Below are 15,815 nucleotides of genomic sequence, written 5' to 3' on the forward strand. Positions count from 1 at the left end.
AAAATAAAAAGTCCCGCCCCGCAGACGAATCTGCGGGGCGGGACTTTTTAGTAGCTAGCTAGTGCTTAGCCCTGGCGAACCAGAGCCAGAACCTCGTCGCGGACGCGCTCCATAGTCGCAACATCCGGTGCCTCAAGGTTCAGGCGCAGGAAAGGCTCGGTGTTCGAAGGACGCAGGTTAACCCACCAACCCTCTTCGGTGTTGGTGAAGGTGGTGCCGTCGGAGTCCTCAACAACCACGGGAGCGTTAGCGTAGTGTGCACGCACGCGGTCCACAGCGGCAGCCTTGTCTTCCAGCTCGGAGTTGATCTCACCGGAAGCAACGTACGGGGAGTACTTCGCGCTGATTTCGGAGAGAGGCTGATCGCTACCACCCAGAGCAGCCAGCACGTGCATTGCAGCGAGCATGCCGGTGTCTGCGTTGAAGAAGTCCTTGAAGTAGTAGTGAGCGGAGTGCTCGCCACCGAAAACGCCGTTCTCCTCAGCCATAACAGCCTTGATGAAGGAGTGGCCCACGCGGGTCTTCACTGCGCGGCCGCCCAGCTTCTCAACCAGCTCAGGAACAGCCTTCGAGGTGATCAGGTTGTAGATGATGACGGGCTCTTCGTTACCCTCTGCCTTCGCACGAGCAATCTCGCGCTCAGCAACCAGAGCGGTCACAGCGGAAGGAGTGACGGGCTCACCCTTCTCGTCGATGACGAAGCAACGGTCAGCGTCGCCGTCGAATGCCAGACCAATGTCAGCACCGTGCTCAACAACAGCCTTCTGCAGGTCAACCAGGTTAGCCGGCTCCAGCGGGTTAGCCGGGTGGTTCGGGAAGGTGCCGTCCAGCTCGAAGTACAGGGGAACGATTTCCAGGGGCAGGCCCGGCAGGATGGTGTCGCCCAGAACAGCGGGAGTGGTCATACCACCCATGCCGTTACCAGCGTCAACAACAACCTTCAGGGGGCGGATGGAAGACAGATCAACCAGCTTGCGCAGGTACTCTGCGTAAGGCTTGAGAATGTCCTTCTCGGAAACGGTGCCAACCTTCTCAACCGAAGGAATCTCGCCCGAATCCAGGTACTTCTGAGCCAGGTCGCGAATATCGAACAGACCGGACTCGGAAGACAGCGGAACAGCGCCAGCCTTAGCCATCTTCATGCCGTTGTACTCTGCGGGGTTGTGGCTAGCGGTGAAGGTAACACCGGCAGCGTTCTCAACGCCACATGCGAAGTACAGAACGTCAGTGGAGATCAGACCGATCTTCTCAACATTTGCACCGCGAGCGGTTGCACCCTGGGCGAATGCATCCATGAATTCGGGGGAGGAGGGGCGCATGTCGCCACCGACCAGAATGGTCTGGCCCTCCAGGCCCAGAACGTCTACGAAAGCCGCGCCGGTAGCGCGAACAGTCTCTGCGGTAATGGTTTCGCCGACGATGCCACGCACGTCGTACGCTTTGAATGAGTCATGTAGATTAATAGTAGTCACGCCTTTTATTTTAGCGGTAAAGAAGTGCAACTAGCCTCTATAATGGGCAGGTAAAACCTTATAAATTCCGCTGAATGTATGGGTTTTTTATCACGTCACTTACTTCAAGCAACTCACGTCGAGAGGTATTTTCCCCCATGGGTGAGATTTTTCCCCTAAAAAACCAGATTCAGAATTATGCGTGGGGTTCCCGCGAAATTCTCGGACGCATGCGTGGCGTGCCCGTCCCCACCGAACAGCCTGAGGCTGAGGTGTGGGTTGGCGCGCATCCGGCTGCGCCCTCCCGTGCGACCGTTGACGGCACCGAGTCCCCGCTCAACGAGCTGATCCAGGCTGAGCCCTCCCGTTTCTTGCGCCCGGACCGTACCTCCGACTGGTTCCCCTTCCTCTTTAAGATCCTTGCGATTGACGCCCCCCTGTCAATTCAGGTGCACCCCACCCCCGAGCAGGCTATCGCCGGCTTCGAGGATGAGCAGGCGCGCGGCATCGCGATTGACGCGCCGCACCGCAACTACAAGGACCGCTACTCCAAGCCTGAAACCGTCATCGCCCTGACCCAGATGCGCGTGCTCACCGGTGTGCGCACCTCCGAGCAGCTGGCAGAGCTTGCCGAGGCATTCAAGGCCGCCTGGCTGGCAGAGCGTGTGGAGCTTACCCCCAAGCAGCTGCTGACCGAGATTATTCGCATGCCCGAAGAGACCGCCACCGCGGCTGTTGAGCAGCTCGTTGAGGCGGCAGCACAGCTGACCGGCTCCGACAACGCACGCATCGCTGACGCAGCTGAGCTCGTGCAGATCGTTGCCGGCAAGTACCCCGGTGACCGCGGTCTGCTCGTCGCCTTCGTCATGAACCTGGTTCACCTGGCACCGGGCGAATCCGCCTTCACCCCCGACGGTCAGGTGCACGCCTACGTCTCCGGTACCGCTATTGAGCTGATGAACCCCTCCGATAACGTGATGCGCGCGGGCCTGACCGCAAAGCACATCGACACCGAGGAGCTCATCAAGGTTCTTGGCGAAAGCCAGGACGCACCCGTTATTCAGCGTCCCACCCCCGAGAACGCACCCGTCGGCACCTATGCCATGTGGGACGAGCGCATGAGCGTGACCCGCATCCGCGTTGAAGAGGGCAAGCCGCAGGAATACACCTTCGAGGGCATTAGCGCCGCGCTGAGCGTATCCGGCAAAATCACTATTCACGCAGCAGATGGCAACGGCACCGAAGAGTTCGTTCTGGGCGCCACCGAGTCGGTACTGCACGTGGGTGAGCCCTCGGCGGCAACCCTGAGCGGTAATGGCGAGCTGTACATCGCTTCTTATGTTTAGGAAATAATCCTCGATAACTAAAACTTCTAGACAGTTATAACTAGCCAGTTATAAGGAGTGTCGAAAGATACTTCAAGACTGACACATAATAAAGAATCCACGTTCTTCCCTGTATCTATTCAGGTTGGGGGAGGCGTGGATTTTTTATGCCCCGAATATGGGAGGCAGGGGATATTTTTGTGTCTACCCTGCACAGTGTGTTCTGGGTAACCTATAATTGATCTTATAAATATGCGTGCACCTGTGCCTTTATGCACTTCTTCATTGGGTACGCAGCCCCAAACCACTAGGAGAACACCGTGAAGATTATCCTCACTGTCACAGGAATCGACCACGAAGGCATTATTGCCGCCGTGACCGCAACCCTCGCCGAGCGCAAGGTCAACGTCCTCGACGTCTCCCAGACCATCATGGGCGAATTCTTCACCATGATCATGCACTGCTCCTTCGACGAAGAGCAGCAGAACCTCATCGACCTGCAGGAAGCCATGGTTGGTGTTGAGCACGAACAGAAGGTCCAGATTCGCATCCAGGCAGAATCCATCTTCAAGGCAATGCACACCATCTAAGCGGCCACCATGATGAATGACAATATTCTTGAAACCATCCGAATGATCGAGGAGCAGAAGCTCGACATTCGCACCGTCACCATGGGCATCTCCCTGCTTGACTGCGCCGACTCCGACGGCGAAGTAGCCCGCCGCAACATCTACGACAAGATCACCAGCCGCGCCGCAAACCTCGTCAGCGTCTGCGAAGGTATCGAAGCTGAGCTCGGCATCCCAATCGTCAACAAGCGCATCGCCGTCACCCCCATCGCGCTGGTGGCAGGTGCCTCCAATGATGAGGACTATGTAGAGTTCGCTCGTACCCTCGACGCAGCTGCCAAGGCAGTCGGCGTGAACTTCGTCGGCGGCTTCAGCGCCCTCGTCGACAAGGGCATGACCCCCGCCGACGAAAAGCTGATTCGCTCCATCCCGCGAGCGCTCGCAGAAACCGACGTGGTCTGCTCCTCCGTGGATATTGGATCCTCCCGCGCCGGCATCAACATGAGCGCCGTCAAGCTCATGGGTGAAACCATCCGCGTCACCGCAGACCTGACCGCGGACGCGCACGGCTTCGGCTGCGCCAAGCTTGTCGTCTTTGCGAACGCCGTCAGCGACAACCCCTTCATGGCGGGCGCATTCCACGGCGTGCAGGAGGCAGACACCACCATCTCCGTAGGTGTCTCCGGCCCCGGCGTGGTACACCGCGCCCTGCAGAAGGTCCGCGGCGAATCATTCGACACCTGCGCCGAAGAAATCAAAAAGGCAGCATTCAAGATTACCCGCGTCGGCCAGCTGGTCGGTACCCTCGCCGCTGAACGCCTTGGCGTGCAGTTCAACATTATCGACCTCTCCCTGGCACCCACCGCAGAGATTGGTGACTCGGTCGCGCACATCCTCGAAGAGATGGGTCTGGAAACCGTCGGCACCCACGGCACTGTTGCGGCACTTGCGCTGCTCAACGATGCGGTCAAGAAGGGTGGCCTCATGGCATGCTCGAACGTTGGTGGCCTCTCCGGCTCCTTCATCCCGATTTCTGAGGACATCGGCATGATTGAATCCGCAGCCGCCGGGCACATCAGCCTCGACAAGCTCGAAGCGATGACCGCCATCTGCTCCGTCGGCCTGGACATGGTCGCGGTTCCCGGAGACACTCCCGCCGCCACCCTCGCCGCAATGATTGCCGACGAAGCAGCAATCGGCGTGATGAACCACAAGACCACCGCGGTCCGCGTCATCCCGGCGGTTGGTCTGGGCGTAGGCGACATGGTTGAGTTTGGCGGCCTGCTCGGTCGAGCACCCGTCATGCCCACCCACACCCCCAGCGCGGAGGCGTTCATCGCCCGCTGCGGTCGTATTCCGTCGCCGGTTCACGGTTTCCGCAACTAAGTTTGATTCCGTAACTAAGCCCTAGGTGCGCTGAGAACCAATAGAAAAAGGGGAGGCACCGAAGATCATCTCTTCGGTGCCTCCCCTTGTGCTGTATGAGCTACCAAGAAGCTACTGATACACGAAACGGCTCATCAACGCCTCAAGCGCCAAACGCGCATTCGCGTTCGTCCGCAGACGACGCAGGGTCAGCTCGACCGCCTGCACATCCTCCAGCAGCTGCTGGGCGGAACGGCGGGTGCAGAACGCCTCCAGAGGCTCACGCAAATGCTCATTGACCAGCGGAGCCTGAGCCGACAGAGCCACCGTCAACGCATCACGCAGAACCGTCTGAACCTGCGCCACGGAACGCAACAGCGTATCGGAAGAAACGCGCTTAGCGCGGCGCTTCTGCTGCTCCTCCAGCCGGCGAACCTGCGCTCGCAAGGACGGCGAAACACGTTCACCCTCGCGAATACCCAGCAGTGCCAGAAGCTCCTGGCGTTCCTGCTCATCCTTGAGAGCGGAGACAGCCTGTGCGTCCTGGTCGGCAAGGTCGGTGAGCTTCTCAGCTGCGTTGAAAGCCGAAGAAATAGAACGAACATTCAGAATCAGGGAGGTAATCAACTCCCGACGAGCCATCGCCCGCTCATCGATCGCCAAACGGTACCCTTCCTGCGCATCGCCCAGAGCCAGACGCGCCGCACGCTGCGCCAAAGGATCCACCACACCGTGCGCCAACAAATACTCGTGCACCTGCGCATCGGTAGGAACCGGCAACTGCACCGGACGGCACCGCGAACGAATCGTCACCAGCACATCGGTGGGGGAGGGCGCCGTCAACAACCAAATCGTATGCGGCGGCGGCTCCTCAATCGCCTTCAGCAGCACATTGGAGGTACGCTCCGGCATGCGCTCGGTGTCCTCAACCAGAATCACGCGCCAGCGACCCACGGTCGGGCGGTCCTGAGCCTTCATGACCAGCTCGCGCGCCTCATCAATGCTGATGTGCGTCGCCTCGGTACTAAAGTGCGTAAAATCTGCGTGCGAACCGTTCATGACGGTCACGCAGCCCTTGCACTGGCCGCATCCGCGGTTCTGCGGGTCGGGCTGCTCGCATAGTAGCGCGGCAGCGAAAATTTTTGCAGCCTCACGGTGAGGCGCACCGGTCGCGCCCGTGAAAAGCCAAGCGTGTGTGGGGCGGTTGGCGGCGGCGTCCGTGCGTAGTTGCTGGAGCTTATCGGCGGGAATCAGCAGGGTATCCCAGAGGCTCATGAGTCCTCCTTACCGGTGCGGACCAGCTCGCGGAGGGCAAGCAGAGGCTCAACCACCTCGAGCACGCGCGCGTGCACCTGCTCAATCGTGCCCACGCCGTCGATGATGCGGTGCGAACCGTTAGCGTCCTCACGGGCGATTTGCTCGAACGCACCGTGGATACGTGCCTTGAACGCGGCGCCTTCAGCCTCAATACGGTCGACGGTGCCGCGCTGGTCCATGCGTTCCTGCTCGGCGCTCAGCGGCACGCTCAGCAATAGGGTCGCGTCGGGAACCAGGTCGGCGGTAGCCCAGCGGCTCAAATCGACGATGGCTTCAATACCCAGGTCACGGCCAACACCCTGGTACGCGGCGGAAGAATCAATATAGCGGTCGCTCAGCACGATGGCGCCCTCAGCGAGCGCGGGGCGAATCAGCTGGGAGGCGTGAGCCGCGCGGGACGCCGCAAAGATCAGCGCCTCGGTGCGGTCGTCAATGGTGCCCTGACCTGCTTCCAGGACGAGGGCTCGCAGCTTCTCGCCAATCTCGGTGCCGCCGGGTTCGCGAGTGGTGATGACACGGTATCCGCGGGCGCTGAGCGCTTCATTCAGCAGGGTGAGCTGGGTGGTTTTGCCGGCACCGTCGCCTCCTTCGACCACGATAAAAAGCCCGCGGCGACCGTTCGGGTCGGCGGGAAGATTCTGTGCATCGGGGGTGTAGCTGAGAGTATCCATCACCTTTAAGGGTACCGGGTCTCTTAGCTGCACCGGTGCGGTTTTGGTGATACCTCCGCGTGGGATTGGGCGCGTATCAAGGTAAAAAACATGTAAATCCTGCGTGCCGTCAACTGAGCGGGCGTGCGTTCTGGGCGCGGGTGTGCCAGTCTTAAAGACATGAGTGCAGATAACCACGACATGAATTACTCCGCAGAGACCTTCGTCGTCTCTGGCGGTCGCCCGGCACACGAGCATGACGCGCCGGTGAACCCTCCGATTGTTCTTTCTTCCACCTACCGCGGCGTGGACGCCGTGAACATTGAGCAGGACCGCGTGTACGCCCGCTTCTCGAACCCCACTTGGGAGGGCATGGAAGAGGTTGTGGCGAAGCTGGAGAACGCTACCCAGCCCGGTCTGCTGTTCCCCTCCGGCATGGCTGCTGTCGCTGCTGTCATCGACCTGGTGCCGGTTGGCTCCATTGTTCTGATTCCGAAGCACGCATACATGGCGTCGGTGACCCTGTGCAAGGATTTGGAACGCCGCGGCATCATTGAGCTCGTTCGCGTGGACATCGAAGACACCGCAAGCGTTATCGCCGCAATGGAGGATGCCGCATCCCGCGCCGGCGTCACCCCGGAGAACGTGAACTACTCGGCACCGAAGGTCCTGGCATGGCTGGAGAGCCCCACTAACCCGATGCTTGAGGTCGCTGACCTGCCTGCCCTGCTGTCTGCTGCTCGCCGCCTGGGCATTGTGACCGCGGTGGACAACACCTTCGCGACCCCGATTCTGCAGCGTCCCCTGGATTTGGGTGCTGACGTTGTGGTTCACTCCGCTACGAAGTTCCTGGCGGGTCACTCTGATGTTCTGCTGGGCATGACCCTCACCTCGAATGAGGAACTGTACAAGGCGATGCTGCACCACCGCATCACCAACGGCGCAATCCCCGGCCCCGTGGAGGCATGGCTTGGTCTGCGCGGCCTGCGCACCCTGGCACTGCGCGTGGAACGTGCTGTGCAGAACGCACAGGTGCTGGCGGAGCGTCTGAGCGAGCACCCCTTCGTGACTGAGGTGCGTTACCCGGGTCTGGAGAGCGACCGCGGCCATGAGGTTGCGAAGAAGCAGATGGACGGTTTCGGTGCGATTTTGTGCGTCACCCTGGATACCGATGCGGCTGGTGCCCGTAACGTCGTGGAGGCGTTGAAGCTGTGGACCCCGGCAACCTCTCTGGGCGGCGTGGAGTCTCTCGTGGAGCGTCGTCGTCGCCACGGTAACGAGCCGGATTCGATTCCCGAATCCCTGCTGCGCCTGTCGGTAGGTATTGAGAACGTCGATGACCTTTACAATGACTTGGTTGAGGCCTTTAAGACTGTCCGCTAGACACTTTGCTAGGGTTGTCTAGAGAAGTTGCTGATTCTAAGGAATACTATGTCTCCTATTCTGTTGGTCATCTATGTGACCACTCTTATCGATGTGCTACTGGCTGTTGCCGGCGCTGTGGTTGGTGTGCTGGCTTTTGTTCGTGCGTGGTCGTCTCCGGCTAATGCTTACGATTTTGCTGGTAAGCGCCCGAAGAACACGTGGCTGGCTTTGACCGGTGGTTCCGCTGCGGTGTCGCTGTTTAGCGTTTTTGCTGCGGTGACTGGCGGCGGTAATACTGTGCTGATTCTTCAGCTGATTGCTGCTGTGATTAGCTGCGTGTTCCTGGCTGGTGTGTGGCCTTCGGTGGGCCGCCGCCGTTTCTAGCGTTAGCTTGTGCGCTCGCTTTGTGCGATAGATGGTGAAGCCTCGTGCGCTGTCTGATGGGTTTGTCCCGGTCGGATGGTGTGCGGAGCTTTGCCCTTTTCTGGCGGGGTTTTTGAGCCTTTCGTTCTGGTAGAAAAGACCCTTATAAATTTTTGGGAGAATGCATATTTTCTAGGCTCTAAGGCATGACAAACCGGCGGGTAAATGAAAAAATAGAGGTATGACTTACAAACTAGTACTCCTGCGCCACGGCCAGTCCGAGTGGAACGAGAAGAACCTGTTCACCGGCTGGGTGGACGTTAACCTGACCGATAAGGGCCGCGCTGAGGCTAAGCGCGGCGGCGAGCTGCTGGCAGAGCGCAACATCCTCCCCGATGTTGTTCATACCTCCCTGCAGCGTCGCGCAATCAACACCGCAAACCTTGCACTGGATGCAGCAGACCGTCTGTGGATTCCCGTCAAGCGCACCTGGCGCCTGAACGAGCGTCACTACGGTGCTCTGCAGGGTAAGAACAAGTCCGAGATCCGCGAGGAATACGGCGACGAGAAGTTCATGACTTGGCGTCGTTCCTACGACGTTCCGCCGCCCCCGCTGGATGACAACGACCCCTACTCGCAGGCACACGACCCCCGCTACGCGGATGTTGAGAACGCTCCTCGCACCGAGTGCCTGAAGGACGTTCTGGGCCGTATGCTTCCCTACTGGGAGTCGGACATCAAGCCCGATCTCGCAGCAGGCAAGACCGTTCTGGTTGCTGCACACGGTAACTCCCTGCGTTCGCTGGTCAAGCACCTCGAGGGTATCTCCGATGAGGACATTGCTGGCCTGAACATCCCCACCGGTATTCCGCTGTACTACGAGCTGGATGAGAACTTCCAGCCCGTCAAGCCCGGCGAGTACCTGGACCCCGAGGCTGCTAAGGACGCTATTGCTGCCGTAGCAAACCAGGGTAAGTAATACCTCCGGCAGGGTTTCACCCCTGTCATTGTGATGAGCCGTCTACCGTTGAGGTGGGCGGCTCATTGCGTTCCCGGCAGGGTTTCTGTGCGAGGAGCCTGCCTGAGAAGACGGGCGTTCGCTCAAGTGCTGGGTATCCGCCACATTTATACTTATGGGGTACCCGAATGGAAGGGAAGTACATGGATGCCGGTCTGATTGCCTTTATTGCGGGCATGATAGGTCTGCTGGTGGGCGTCCTGAGCATGAATGCGGTGGCGCGTAGTGAGCGGGAGCAGGAGCGTAGTTTGGTGTCGGCGCCGGCGCTGCGTGATGGTGCCGCTCAGGTGCTTGCTGTGATTGGTCGCGCCTACCTGGTGATTGATGAGGTGGGCGGCGTGGTTCAGGCTTCTCCGGGTGCGTATGCGATGGGTTTGGTGCGTGGTCATACGGTGGCATCTGATGAGTTGGCGGATATGATTCGCACGGTGCGTCATCGCGGTATTTTTGCGGAGCGTACTTTTGAGATTGACCGCGGTGAGGGTGAGGCGCTGGTCTTGGATGTGCGTGTTGCTTCGCTGGGGGACGAGTACATTTTGGTGCTTGCGGATGACCGCACTGAAATTTCTCGTGTGCAGCGTATGCGTAATGATTTTGTGGCGAATGTGTCGCATGAGTTGAAGACTCCGGTGGGTGCGGTGAGTCTGTTGGCTGAGGCTATTGAGCAGGCGAGTGATGACCCGGAGGCGATTGAGTATTTTGTGGGTCGTCTTCATAAGGAGACTCGCCGCCTGTCTGCGCTGGTGCGTGACATTATTGAGCTTTCGCGTCTGCAGTCGACCGATGTGATTGCGCGTGGTGGTCCGGTGTCGGTGCCTTCTTTGGTGGCTGATGCGGTGGATCGTTCGCATATTGTGGCGGAGGAGAAGGATATTCAGATTTCTACCCGCATCGAGGAGGTCCCCGAGGTGTACGGTGACGCCGAGCTTCTCGGTATTGCTGTGCAGAACCTGGTGGAGAACGCGGTGCGTTATTCGCCGGAGCATACGAAGGTGGATATTTGGGTGCACCGTGTGGCTGATCAGCTGCTGGTTGAGGTTGCTGATCAGGGCGTGGGTATTCCGGAGGACGAGCAGAAGCGTATTTTTGAGCGTTTTTACCGGGTTGATCCGGCTCGTTCGCGTCAGACGGGCGGCACTGGTTTGGGTTTGAGCATTGTGAAGCATGTGATGACTCAGCACGGTGGTAGCGTGACGGTTCGGTCGATGCCGCAGGAGGGCTCGACGTTTACGTTGGCGTTGCCGCTGAATGAGCCTCCGGCCGCAGTGTAGTGTTAGCGGTATAGGTTTTATGGAATCGAAGGAAGTTATTGATGTCTAAAATTCTGATTGTTGAGGACGAAGAGGCCCTCTCGGATCCCCTTGCGTTTTTGCTGGGTCGTGAGGGTTTCCAGACGATTGTTGTGGACAACGGTCTGGATGCTCTGCCGGTGTTCGACCGCGAGGGCGCGGATTTGGTGCTGCTGGATGTGATGCTTCCGGGCATGTCCGGTATGGAGGTGTGCCGTAAGCTGCGTGAGGTGTCTTCGGTCCCGATTATCATGCTGACAGCTAAGGATTCTGAGCTGGATAAGGTGCTGGGTCTGGAGCTGGGCGCTGATGACTATGTGACGAAGCCGTATTCTGCGCGTGAACTGATTGCTCGTATCCGCGCGGTGTTGCGTCGTCGTTCGGCGGAGACTGATTCTGCTACTGAGTCGGTGCTGCAGGGCGGCCCGGTGCGTATGGACATTGACCGCCATGTGGTGACGGTTAATGGTGAAGAGATTTCTATGCCGCTGAAGGAGTTTGAGCTCCTGGAGATTCTGCTGCGCAATGTGGGTCGTGTGATGACTCGTGGCCAGCTGATTGAGCGCGTGTGGGGGGCCGACTATGTGGGTGATACGAAGACCCTGGATGTGCATATTAAGCGTCTGCGTTCGAAGATTGAGCCGGATTCTTCTGCCCCGCAGTATGTGGTGACGGTTCGCGGCTTGGGTTATAAGTTTGAGGCGTAGACGGGCTTGAGACTGATGAGTTCTGCTTCTGCGGCGAATACTGCTGTGATTGTTTTGGCGGCTGGTTCGGGTACTCGCCTGGGTGAGCCGATTCCGAAGGCTGCTGTGCGTGTGCATGGTCGTACTTTGCTGGATTATGCGTTGGAGGGTGCGCTCGCTTCGGGTGTTGCTGAGCATGTGGTGGTGACTGTTCCTGCTGATTGTTCGGCGAGTTGCCCGGAGCTTTTGGAAGATGCCCGCCGTGTCGGTGCGTTGATTACTGCCGGTGGTGATACGCGTACTGCTTCGGTAGTTGCGGCGTTGGATGCTTTGAAGGATGCGCAGGTTCCGGTGGATTATGTGCTGATTCATGATTGCGCTCGTGCTTTTACTCCGCCGCAGGTGTATCACCGTGTGCTTGAGGGTTTGGGTTCTGAGAGCCCGCAGGGTGTTGTGCGTGCGGTGATTCCTGTGTTGCCGGTGGTGGATACGGTGAAGACTGTGGATTCTGCTGGTTTGGTGACGGGTACTCCTTCGCGTGCGCAGATGCGTGCGGTGCAGACTCCTCAGGGTTTTGAGGTGGCTGCCCTGTTGGCGGCGCATGAGCGTAGCCGTTCCCTGCCTGCTGAGGAGGCTGAGCTGCTCACTGATGATGCGATGGCGATGGAGGCGGCGGGTGAGCCGGTGTTGACGGTTGCCGGTGATGCGGATGCGTTTAAGGTGACGACTCCGATGGATTTGCGGGTTGCTCGCGCGCTGTTTGGTGATTCTGCTGCCTAACCTTGTCGCCTAACGCCTCTTTTGCCGAGGCATTGCTGCTGAGAAGATGTTTGATCGATTGAAGGGTCCTGTGATGACTGTTATTCCTCGTGTTGGTACCGGTGTTGATGTCCACGCTTTTGGTGAGGAGGGCACTCCTCTGTATATTGCTGGTCTGCATTGGCCGGGTGAGCGTGGTTTGAGCGGCCATTCTGATGGTGATGTGGTGGCTCATGCTGCCGCGGATGCTCTTTTTGCCGCCTCCGGCACGGGGGATTTGGGCTCTAATTTCGGTGTGGACCGCCCGGATATGAAGGGCGCTTCTGGTGTTCGTATTCTTTCTGAGGCTGCGGCGATTGTGCGTGCTGCTGGTTTTGAGATTGGAAATGTGAGCGTTCAGCTGGTGGGTAACCGCCCGAAGTTCTCTCCGCGCCGTGATGAGGCGAACCGTGTGCTGAGCGAGGCGGCGGGTGCTCCGGTGACGGTGATTGCGACGACTACTGACGGTTTGGGGTTGACGGGCCGCGGTGAGGGTGTGGCTGCTATTGCGACGGCGCTGGTGTATCCGCGTTTGTAGGTGCTTAGTTGCTTTGAGCCATTCTGTAACCTATCGCTGATTTACCGACCCGGCGTCTGAGCCGACCCCGTAGAATGAGAGTGTGACTATGCGTTTTTATGATTCAGCTTCCGCGACTATTCGCGAGTTTGAGCCCGTCGTGCCCGGTGAGGCGCGTATCTACTATTGCGGTGCTACGGTGCAGGGTGAACCGCACCTGGGCCATATCCGTTCGGCGTTGGTTTTTGACCAGTTGAGCCGTTGGATGCGTTACCGCGGTTTGAAGGTGACGACGGTCCGCAATGTCACTGATATTGATGACAAGATTTTGGCGAAGTCTGCTGATTCTATGGAGCCCGGTTTTGAGGGTGAGTTCCCGAATGAGCAGTGGTGGGCGCTCGCGTACCGTTTTGAGAAGGTTTTTGCTCAGGCGTATGCGGCGTTGGGTATTGATCCGCCGACGTATGAGCCGCGTGCGACCGGTCATATTCCGGAGATGTTTGCTCTGATTCAGCGTCTGATTGATCGCGGCCACGCGTATCCTGCGCTGGATGATTCTGGTGACGTGTATTTTGATGTGCGTTCGTGGGATAAGTATGGTGCGTTGACGAATCAGAGCGTTGAGGATATGCAGGATTCTGCGGATGCTGATCCGCGCGGTAAGCGTGACCCTCGCGATTTTGCCCTGTGGAAGGGTTATAAGGAGGGTGAGCCGCTGACTGCTTCGTGGGAGTCTCCGTGGGGTCGCGGCCGTCCGGGCTGGCATCTGGAGTGCTCGGCGATGGCTGGTAAGTATTTGGGTTCGCGTTTCGATATTCACGGTGGCGGTTTGGATTTGCGTTTCCCGCACCATGAGAATGAGCTGGCGCAGTCGACTGCTGCTGGCGATGATTTCGCGAATTTCTGGATGCATAACGGCATGGTCACCTATGAGGGTGAGAAGATGTCGAAGTCTATCGGTAATACGATTTCGCCGGCGCAGATGCTGCAGATGGCTCGTCCGCTGGTGGTTCGTTATTACCTGGGTAGTGCGCATTATCGTTCGATTCTTGATTACCGTCCGTCGTCTCTGCAGGAGGCGGCGACCGCTATTGAGCGTGTTGAGGCGTTCCTTGCTGCAACTCAGGATGTGCTGAAGCCGGGTCGTGAGGTTCCGGAGGCTTTTGCTGAGGCTATGGATGATGACGTGAATATTCCGCGTGCTCTGGCGGTTTTGCATGAGCAGACTCGTGCGGGTAATGCGGCGCTTGCTGCCGGTGAGGATGCTTCGGAGGCGGCGAATGCTGTGATGGCTATGGCTGAGGTTCTGGGTCTGGCGCAGCTGATGAGCTTTAATGCTGAGGGCACTTCGGGTGCTGAGCATGAGGCTTTGGATGCGCTGATTCAGGCTGTGTTGGCGGAGCGTGCTGATGCTCGTGCTCAGAAGGATTGGGCGAAGGCTGATGCGATGCGTGATCTGTTGGCGTCTGCTGGTGTGCAGGTGAAGGATGGCGCGAATGGTTCGAGCTGGAGCGTTGGCTAGAGGGTGATGTGCCCCGCGTTTGTGCGTAAGGCTTAGGTCGCGCGGGTTTCTCTCGCGTAGACTCGTATTCATTACTTTGACGAAGGAAGAGAAGAATGGCTAAGGCAGGTTCGCGCCCGGGCGCTACCAGCAAGAAGAAGGGTGCTACTAAGGGCACTGGTGGTCACGGTCGTAAGGCGCTTGAGGGTAAGGGTCCTACTCCGAAGGCTGAGGACCGCGTTTATCACAAGGCGTATAAGATGAAGCGCGCGGCTGAGCGTCGTGCTGCTACCGGTACGAACCGTAAGTTCCAGACTCGTTTGGGCGGTAAGCGTGCTAGCGATGAGCTGGTGACTGGTCGTAACGCGGTGCTTGAGGCTCTGCGTACTGAGATTCCGTCGAAGCACCTGTACATCATGAGCCGCGTTGAGGTGGATGACCGCGTTCGCGAGATCATGACTATTGCGAATAAGCGCAATATTCCGATGCTGGAGATTCCGCGTAGCGAGCTGGATCGTTTGACTGATGGTTCTGTGCATCAGGGTGTTGCGATGCAGATTCCTCCGTACAAGTACCCGGATGCTACTGACCTGGTGCTGGATACTATGGAGCGTTGGCACTCGGGTAAGCTGTCGACTCCGCCGCTGTTTGTTGCTTTGGACGGTATTACTGATCCGCGTAACTTGGGTGCGATTATTCGTAGCGTGTCCGCGTTTAGCGGTGATGGCGTGATTATTCCTGAGCGTCGTTCGGCTGCTGTGACTGCTGGTGCGTGGAAGACTAGTGCTGGTGCGGCTGCTCGTATTCCTGTTGCGATGGCGACTAATCTGACTCGCGTGATTCAGCAGGCTAAGGAGCAGGGTATTTTCGTGATTGGTCTGGATGGCGGTGGCGATATTGAGCTGCCGGCTCTGGAGCTTGCGAATGAGCCGCTGTGCGTGGTGGTTGGTTCTGAGGGTAAGGGCCTGTCCCGTCTGGTGACTGAGAACTGCGATCAGATTGTGTCGATTCCGATTGATTCTGCGATGGAGTCTTTGAACGCGGCGATGGCTGTGGGCATTACTCTGTACGATGTTTCTCGTCGTCGCGCTTCCGCGAACTAGAGTTTTGAAGCTTGCGAGCTACGGGCTGTAGCTCTGTAGCTTGAACCCTGTAGCTTGAATAAGGAGGGCGCCCCCGTGAGGGGGTGCCCTCCTTTTCTGTGCTTTTCTGTGCTCTTCTGCGCTTCTCCCCATATGTAGGTGCTCATATATAGGGAGGCTGCAGAACGGGGAGGTACAGAACGGGGGAGTGCAGCGGTACAGAAATACGGCGGTATGAAATACAGAGATGCGGTGATACAGAGATGGGGGAGGGGCGGAGCCCCTCTTCCCATCTTTTCTTCCCATCTTTTCTTCCCGTCTTCTCTCCCTATCTTCTTGATGCTGAGGGGCTCTTCTGCCCTTCTATATGGGCTCTATAGGGAGTTTCTGCAGGTTTTTTGGGGTCTTTTGAAGGTTTTTAAACTTTTTTTGAAGAACTTTTGGGAGGCTTATCCTGCGTTGACTAGGGATTTTGCTGTTCTGTTTAGGTCAGGATGAACCTAAACCCCCGTATTTGTG

15 protein-coding genes are annotated in these 15,815 nt (G+C 58.2%); 12 read left to right on the forward strand and 3 right to left on the reverse strand.

What is annotated here, in order from left to right; translation table 11 throughout:
• Positions 1-65: 65 nt before the first annotated feature.
• Positions 66-1,472 (reverse strand): phosphomannomutase/phosphoglucomutase, encoded by a 1,407-nt coding sequence (locus O3675_RS07120; protein WP_371571755.1) that lies wholly within the window; start codon positions 1,470-1,472, stop codon positions 66-68.
• Positions 1,473-1,609: 137 nt separating this feature from the next.
• Here O3675_RS07120 and manA point away from each other — a divergent pair, with 137 nt between their 5' ends.
• The 3 genes from manA (at position 1,610) to O3675_RS07135 (ending at position 4,731) form a co-directional block, all read left to right on the forward strand.
• Positions 1,610-2,797, forward strand: a complete 1,188-nt coding sequence (manA, locus tag O3675_RS07125) for a mannose-6-phosphate isomerase, class I (RefSeq protein WP_303975781.1) — start codon at positions 1,610-1,612, stop codon at positions 2,795-2,797.
• A 299-nt stretch (positions 2,798-3,096) separates the two neighbouring features.
• The gene (locus tag O3675_RS07130; protein ID WP_005507158.1) at positions 3,097-3,366 is read left to right on the forward strand and encodes an ACT domain-containing protein; all 270 of its coding nucleotides are present in this window, start codon (positions 3,097-3,099) and stop codon (positions 3,364-3,366) included.
• A gap of 9 nt (positions 3,367-3,375) precedes the next feature.
• On the forward strand, positions 3,376-4,731 hold the full coding sequence (locus tag O3675_RS07135; RefSeq protein ID WP_371571757.1) for a PFL family protein: 1,356 nt from the start codon (positions 3,376-3,378) through the stop codon (positions 4,729-4,731).
• Positions 4,732-4,842: 111 nt separating this feature from the next.
• On the opposite strand, the gene O3675_RS07140 is transcribed toward O3675_RS07135, so the two are convergent.
• Both O3675_RS07140 and tmk read right to left on the reverse strand, forming a co-directional pair.
• Complete coding sequence (locus tag O3675_RS07140; protein WP_371571759.1) at positions 4,843-5,985, reverse strand: DNA polymerase III subunit delta'; 1,143 nt, start codon at positions 5,983-5,985, stop codon at positions 4,843-4,845.
• Positions 5,982-6,698: a dTMP kinase gene (gene tmk / locus O3675_RS07145; protein WP_083315074.1), complete on the reverse strand. Its 717-nt coding sequence runs from the start codon at positions 6,696-6,698 to the stop codon at positions 5,982-5,984. The genes O3675_RS07140 and tmk overlap by 4 nt, the downstream gene beginning before the upstream one ends.
• A gap of 159 nt (positions 6,699-6,857) precedes the next feature.
• Between tmk and O3675_RS07150 the strand changes: the two genes are divergently transcribed.
• The 9 genes from O3675_RS07150 (at position 6,858) to rlmB (ending at position 15,317) form a co-directional block, all read left to right on the forward strand.
• Complete coding sequence (locus tag O3675_RS07150) at positions 6,858-8,060, forward strand: PLP-dependent aspartate aminotransferase family protein (protein ID WP_371571761.1); 1,203 nt, start codon at positions 6,858-6,860, stop codon at positions 8,058-8,060.
• A 48-nt stretch (positions 8,061-8,108) separates the two neighbouring features.
• Positions 8,109-8,426, forward strand: coding sequence for a DUF2516 family protein (locus tag O3675_RS07155; protein ID WP_070605019.1), 318 nt, complete (start codon positions 8,109-8,111; stop codon positions 8,424-8,426).
• Positions 8,427-8,646: 220 nt separating this feature from the next.
• Positions 8,647-9,384 carry a phosphoglyceromutase gene (locus tag O3675_RS07160; RefSeq protein ID WP_005507152.1) on the forward strand — a complete coding sequence of 246 codons (738 nt, stop codon included), beginning with the start codon at positions 8,647-8,649 and terminating at the stop codon, positions 9,382-9,384.
• A 167-nt stretch (positions 9,385-9,551) separates the two neighbouring features.
• A complete protein-coding gene (locus O3675_RS07165; RefSeq protein WP_012904157.1) occupies positions 9,552-10,694 on the forward strand; it encodes a cell wall metabolism sensor histidine kinase WalK in 1,143 nt (380 codons plus the stop codon).
• A 41-nt stretch (positions 10,695-10,735) separates the two neighbouring features.
• Positions 10,736-11,419 (forward strand): response regulator transcription factor, encoded by a 684-nt coding sequence (locus O3675_RS07170; RefSeq protein WP_005507150.1) that lies wholly within the window; start codon positions 10,736-10,738, stop codon positions 11,417-11,419.
• Between the two features lie 15 nt (positions 11,420-11,434).
• A complete protein-coding gene (gene ispD / locus O3675_RS07175) occupies positions 11,435-12,178 on the forward strand; it encodes a 2-C-methyl-D-erythritol 4-phosphate cytidylyltransferase (protein WP_005507149.1) in 744 nt (247 codons plus the stop codon).
• 73 nt (positions 12,179-12,251) lie between these two features.
• The gene (gene ispF, locus O3675_RS07180) at positions 12,252-12,734 is read left to right on the forward strand and encodes a 2-C-methyl-D-erythritol 2,4-cyclodiphosphate synthase (protein ID WP_005507148.1); all 483 of its coding nucleotides are present in this window, start codon (positions 12,252-12,254) and stop codon (positions 12,732-12,734) included.
• A gap of 82 nt (positions 12,735-12,816) precedes the next feature.
• A complete protein-coding gene (gene cysS / locus O3675_RS07185) occupies positions 12,817-14,235 on the forward strand; it encodes a cysteine--tRNA ligase (protein ID WP_044146129.1) in 1,419 nt (472 codons plus the stop codon).
• 95 nt (positions 14,236-14,330) lie between these two features.
• On the forward strand, positions 14,331-15,317 hold the full coding sequence (gene rlmB / locus O3675_RS07190; protein WP_005507146.1) for a 23S rRNA (guanosine(2251)-2'-O)-methyltransferase RlmB: 987 nt from the start codon (positions 14,331-14,333) through the stop codon (positions 15,315-15,317).
• Positions 15,318-15,815 lie beyond the last annotated feature (498 nt).

It is taken from the genome of Rothia sp. 27098_8_27 (assembly GCF_041432805.1).
In the GTDB taxonomy this organism is placed as follows: domain Bacteria; phylum Actinomycetota; class Actinomycetes; order Actinomycetales; family Micrococcaceae; genus Rothia; species Rothia mucilaginosa.

Bases quoted from the DNA above. Each gene is read 5' to 3' on its own strand.
- manA (WP_303975781.1), top strand. From the start codon at position 1,610: ATGGGTGAGATTTTTCCCCTAAAAAACCAGATTCAGAATTATGCGTGG.
- O3675_RS07135 (WP_371571757.1), top strand. From the start codon at position 3,376: ATGATGAATGACAATATTCTTGAAACCATCCGAATGATCGAGGAGCAG.
- O3675_RS07140 (WP_371571759.1), bottom strand. From the start codon at position 5,985: ATGAGCCTCTGGGATACCCTGCTGATTCCCGCCGATAAGCTCCAGCAA.
- tmk (WP_083315074.1), bottom strand. From the start codon at position 6,698: ATGGATACTCTCAGCTACACCCCCGATGCACAGAATCTTCCCGCCGAC.
- O3675_RS07150 (WP_371571761.1), top strand. From the start codon at position 6,858: ATGAGTGCAGATAACCACGACATGAATTACTCCGCAGAGACCTTCGTC.
- O3675_RS07155 (WP_070605019.1), top strand. From the start codon at position 8,109: ATGTCTCCTATTCTGTTGGTCATCTATGTGACCACTCTTATCGATGTG.
- O3675_RS07160 (WP_005507152.1), top strand. From the start codon at position 8,647: ATGACTTACAAACTAGTACTCCTGCGCCACGGCCAGTCCGAGTGGAAC.
- O3675_RS07165 (WP_012904157.1), top strand. From the start codon at position 9,552: ATGGAAGGGAAGTACATGGATGCCGGTCTGATTGCCTTTATTGCGGGC.
- O3675_RS07170 (WP_005507150.1), top strand. From the start codon at position 10,736: ATGTCTAAAATTCTGATTGTTGAGGACGAAGAGGCCCTCTCGGATCCC.
- ispD (WP_005507149.1), top strand. From the start codon at position 11,435: ATGAGTTCTGCTTCTGCGGCGAATACTGCTGTGATTGTTTTGGCGGCT.
- ispF (WP_005507148.1), top strand. From the start codon at position 12,252: ATGACTGTTATTCCTCGTGTTGGTACCGGTGTTGATGTCCACGCTTTT.
- rlmB (WP_005507146.1), top strand. From the start codon at position 14,331: ATGGCTAAGGCAGGTTCGCGCCCGGGCGCTACCAGCAAGAAGAAGGGT.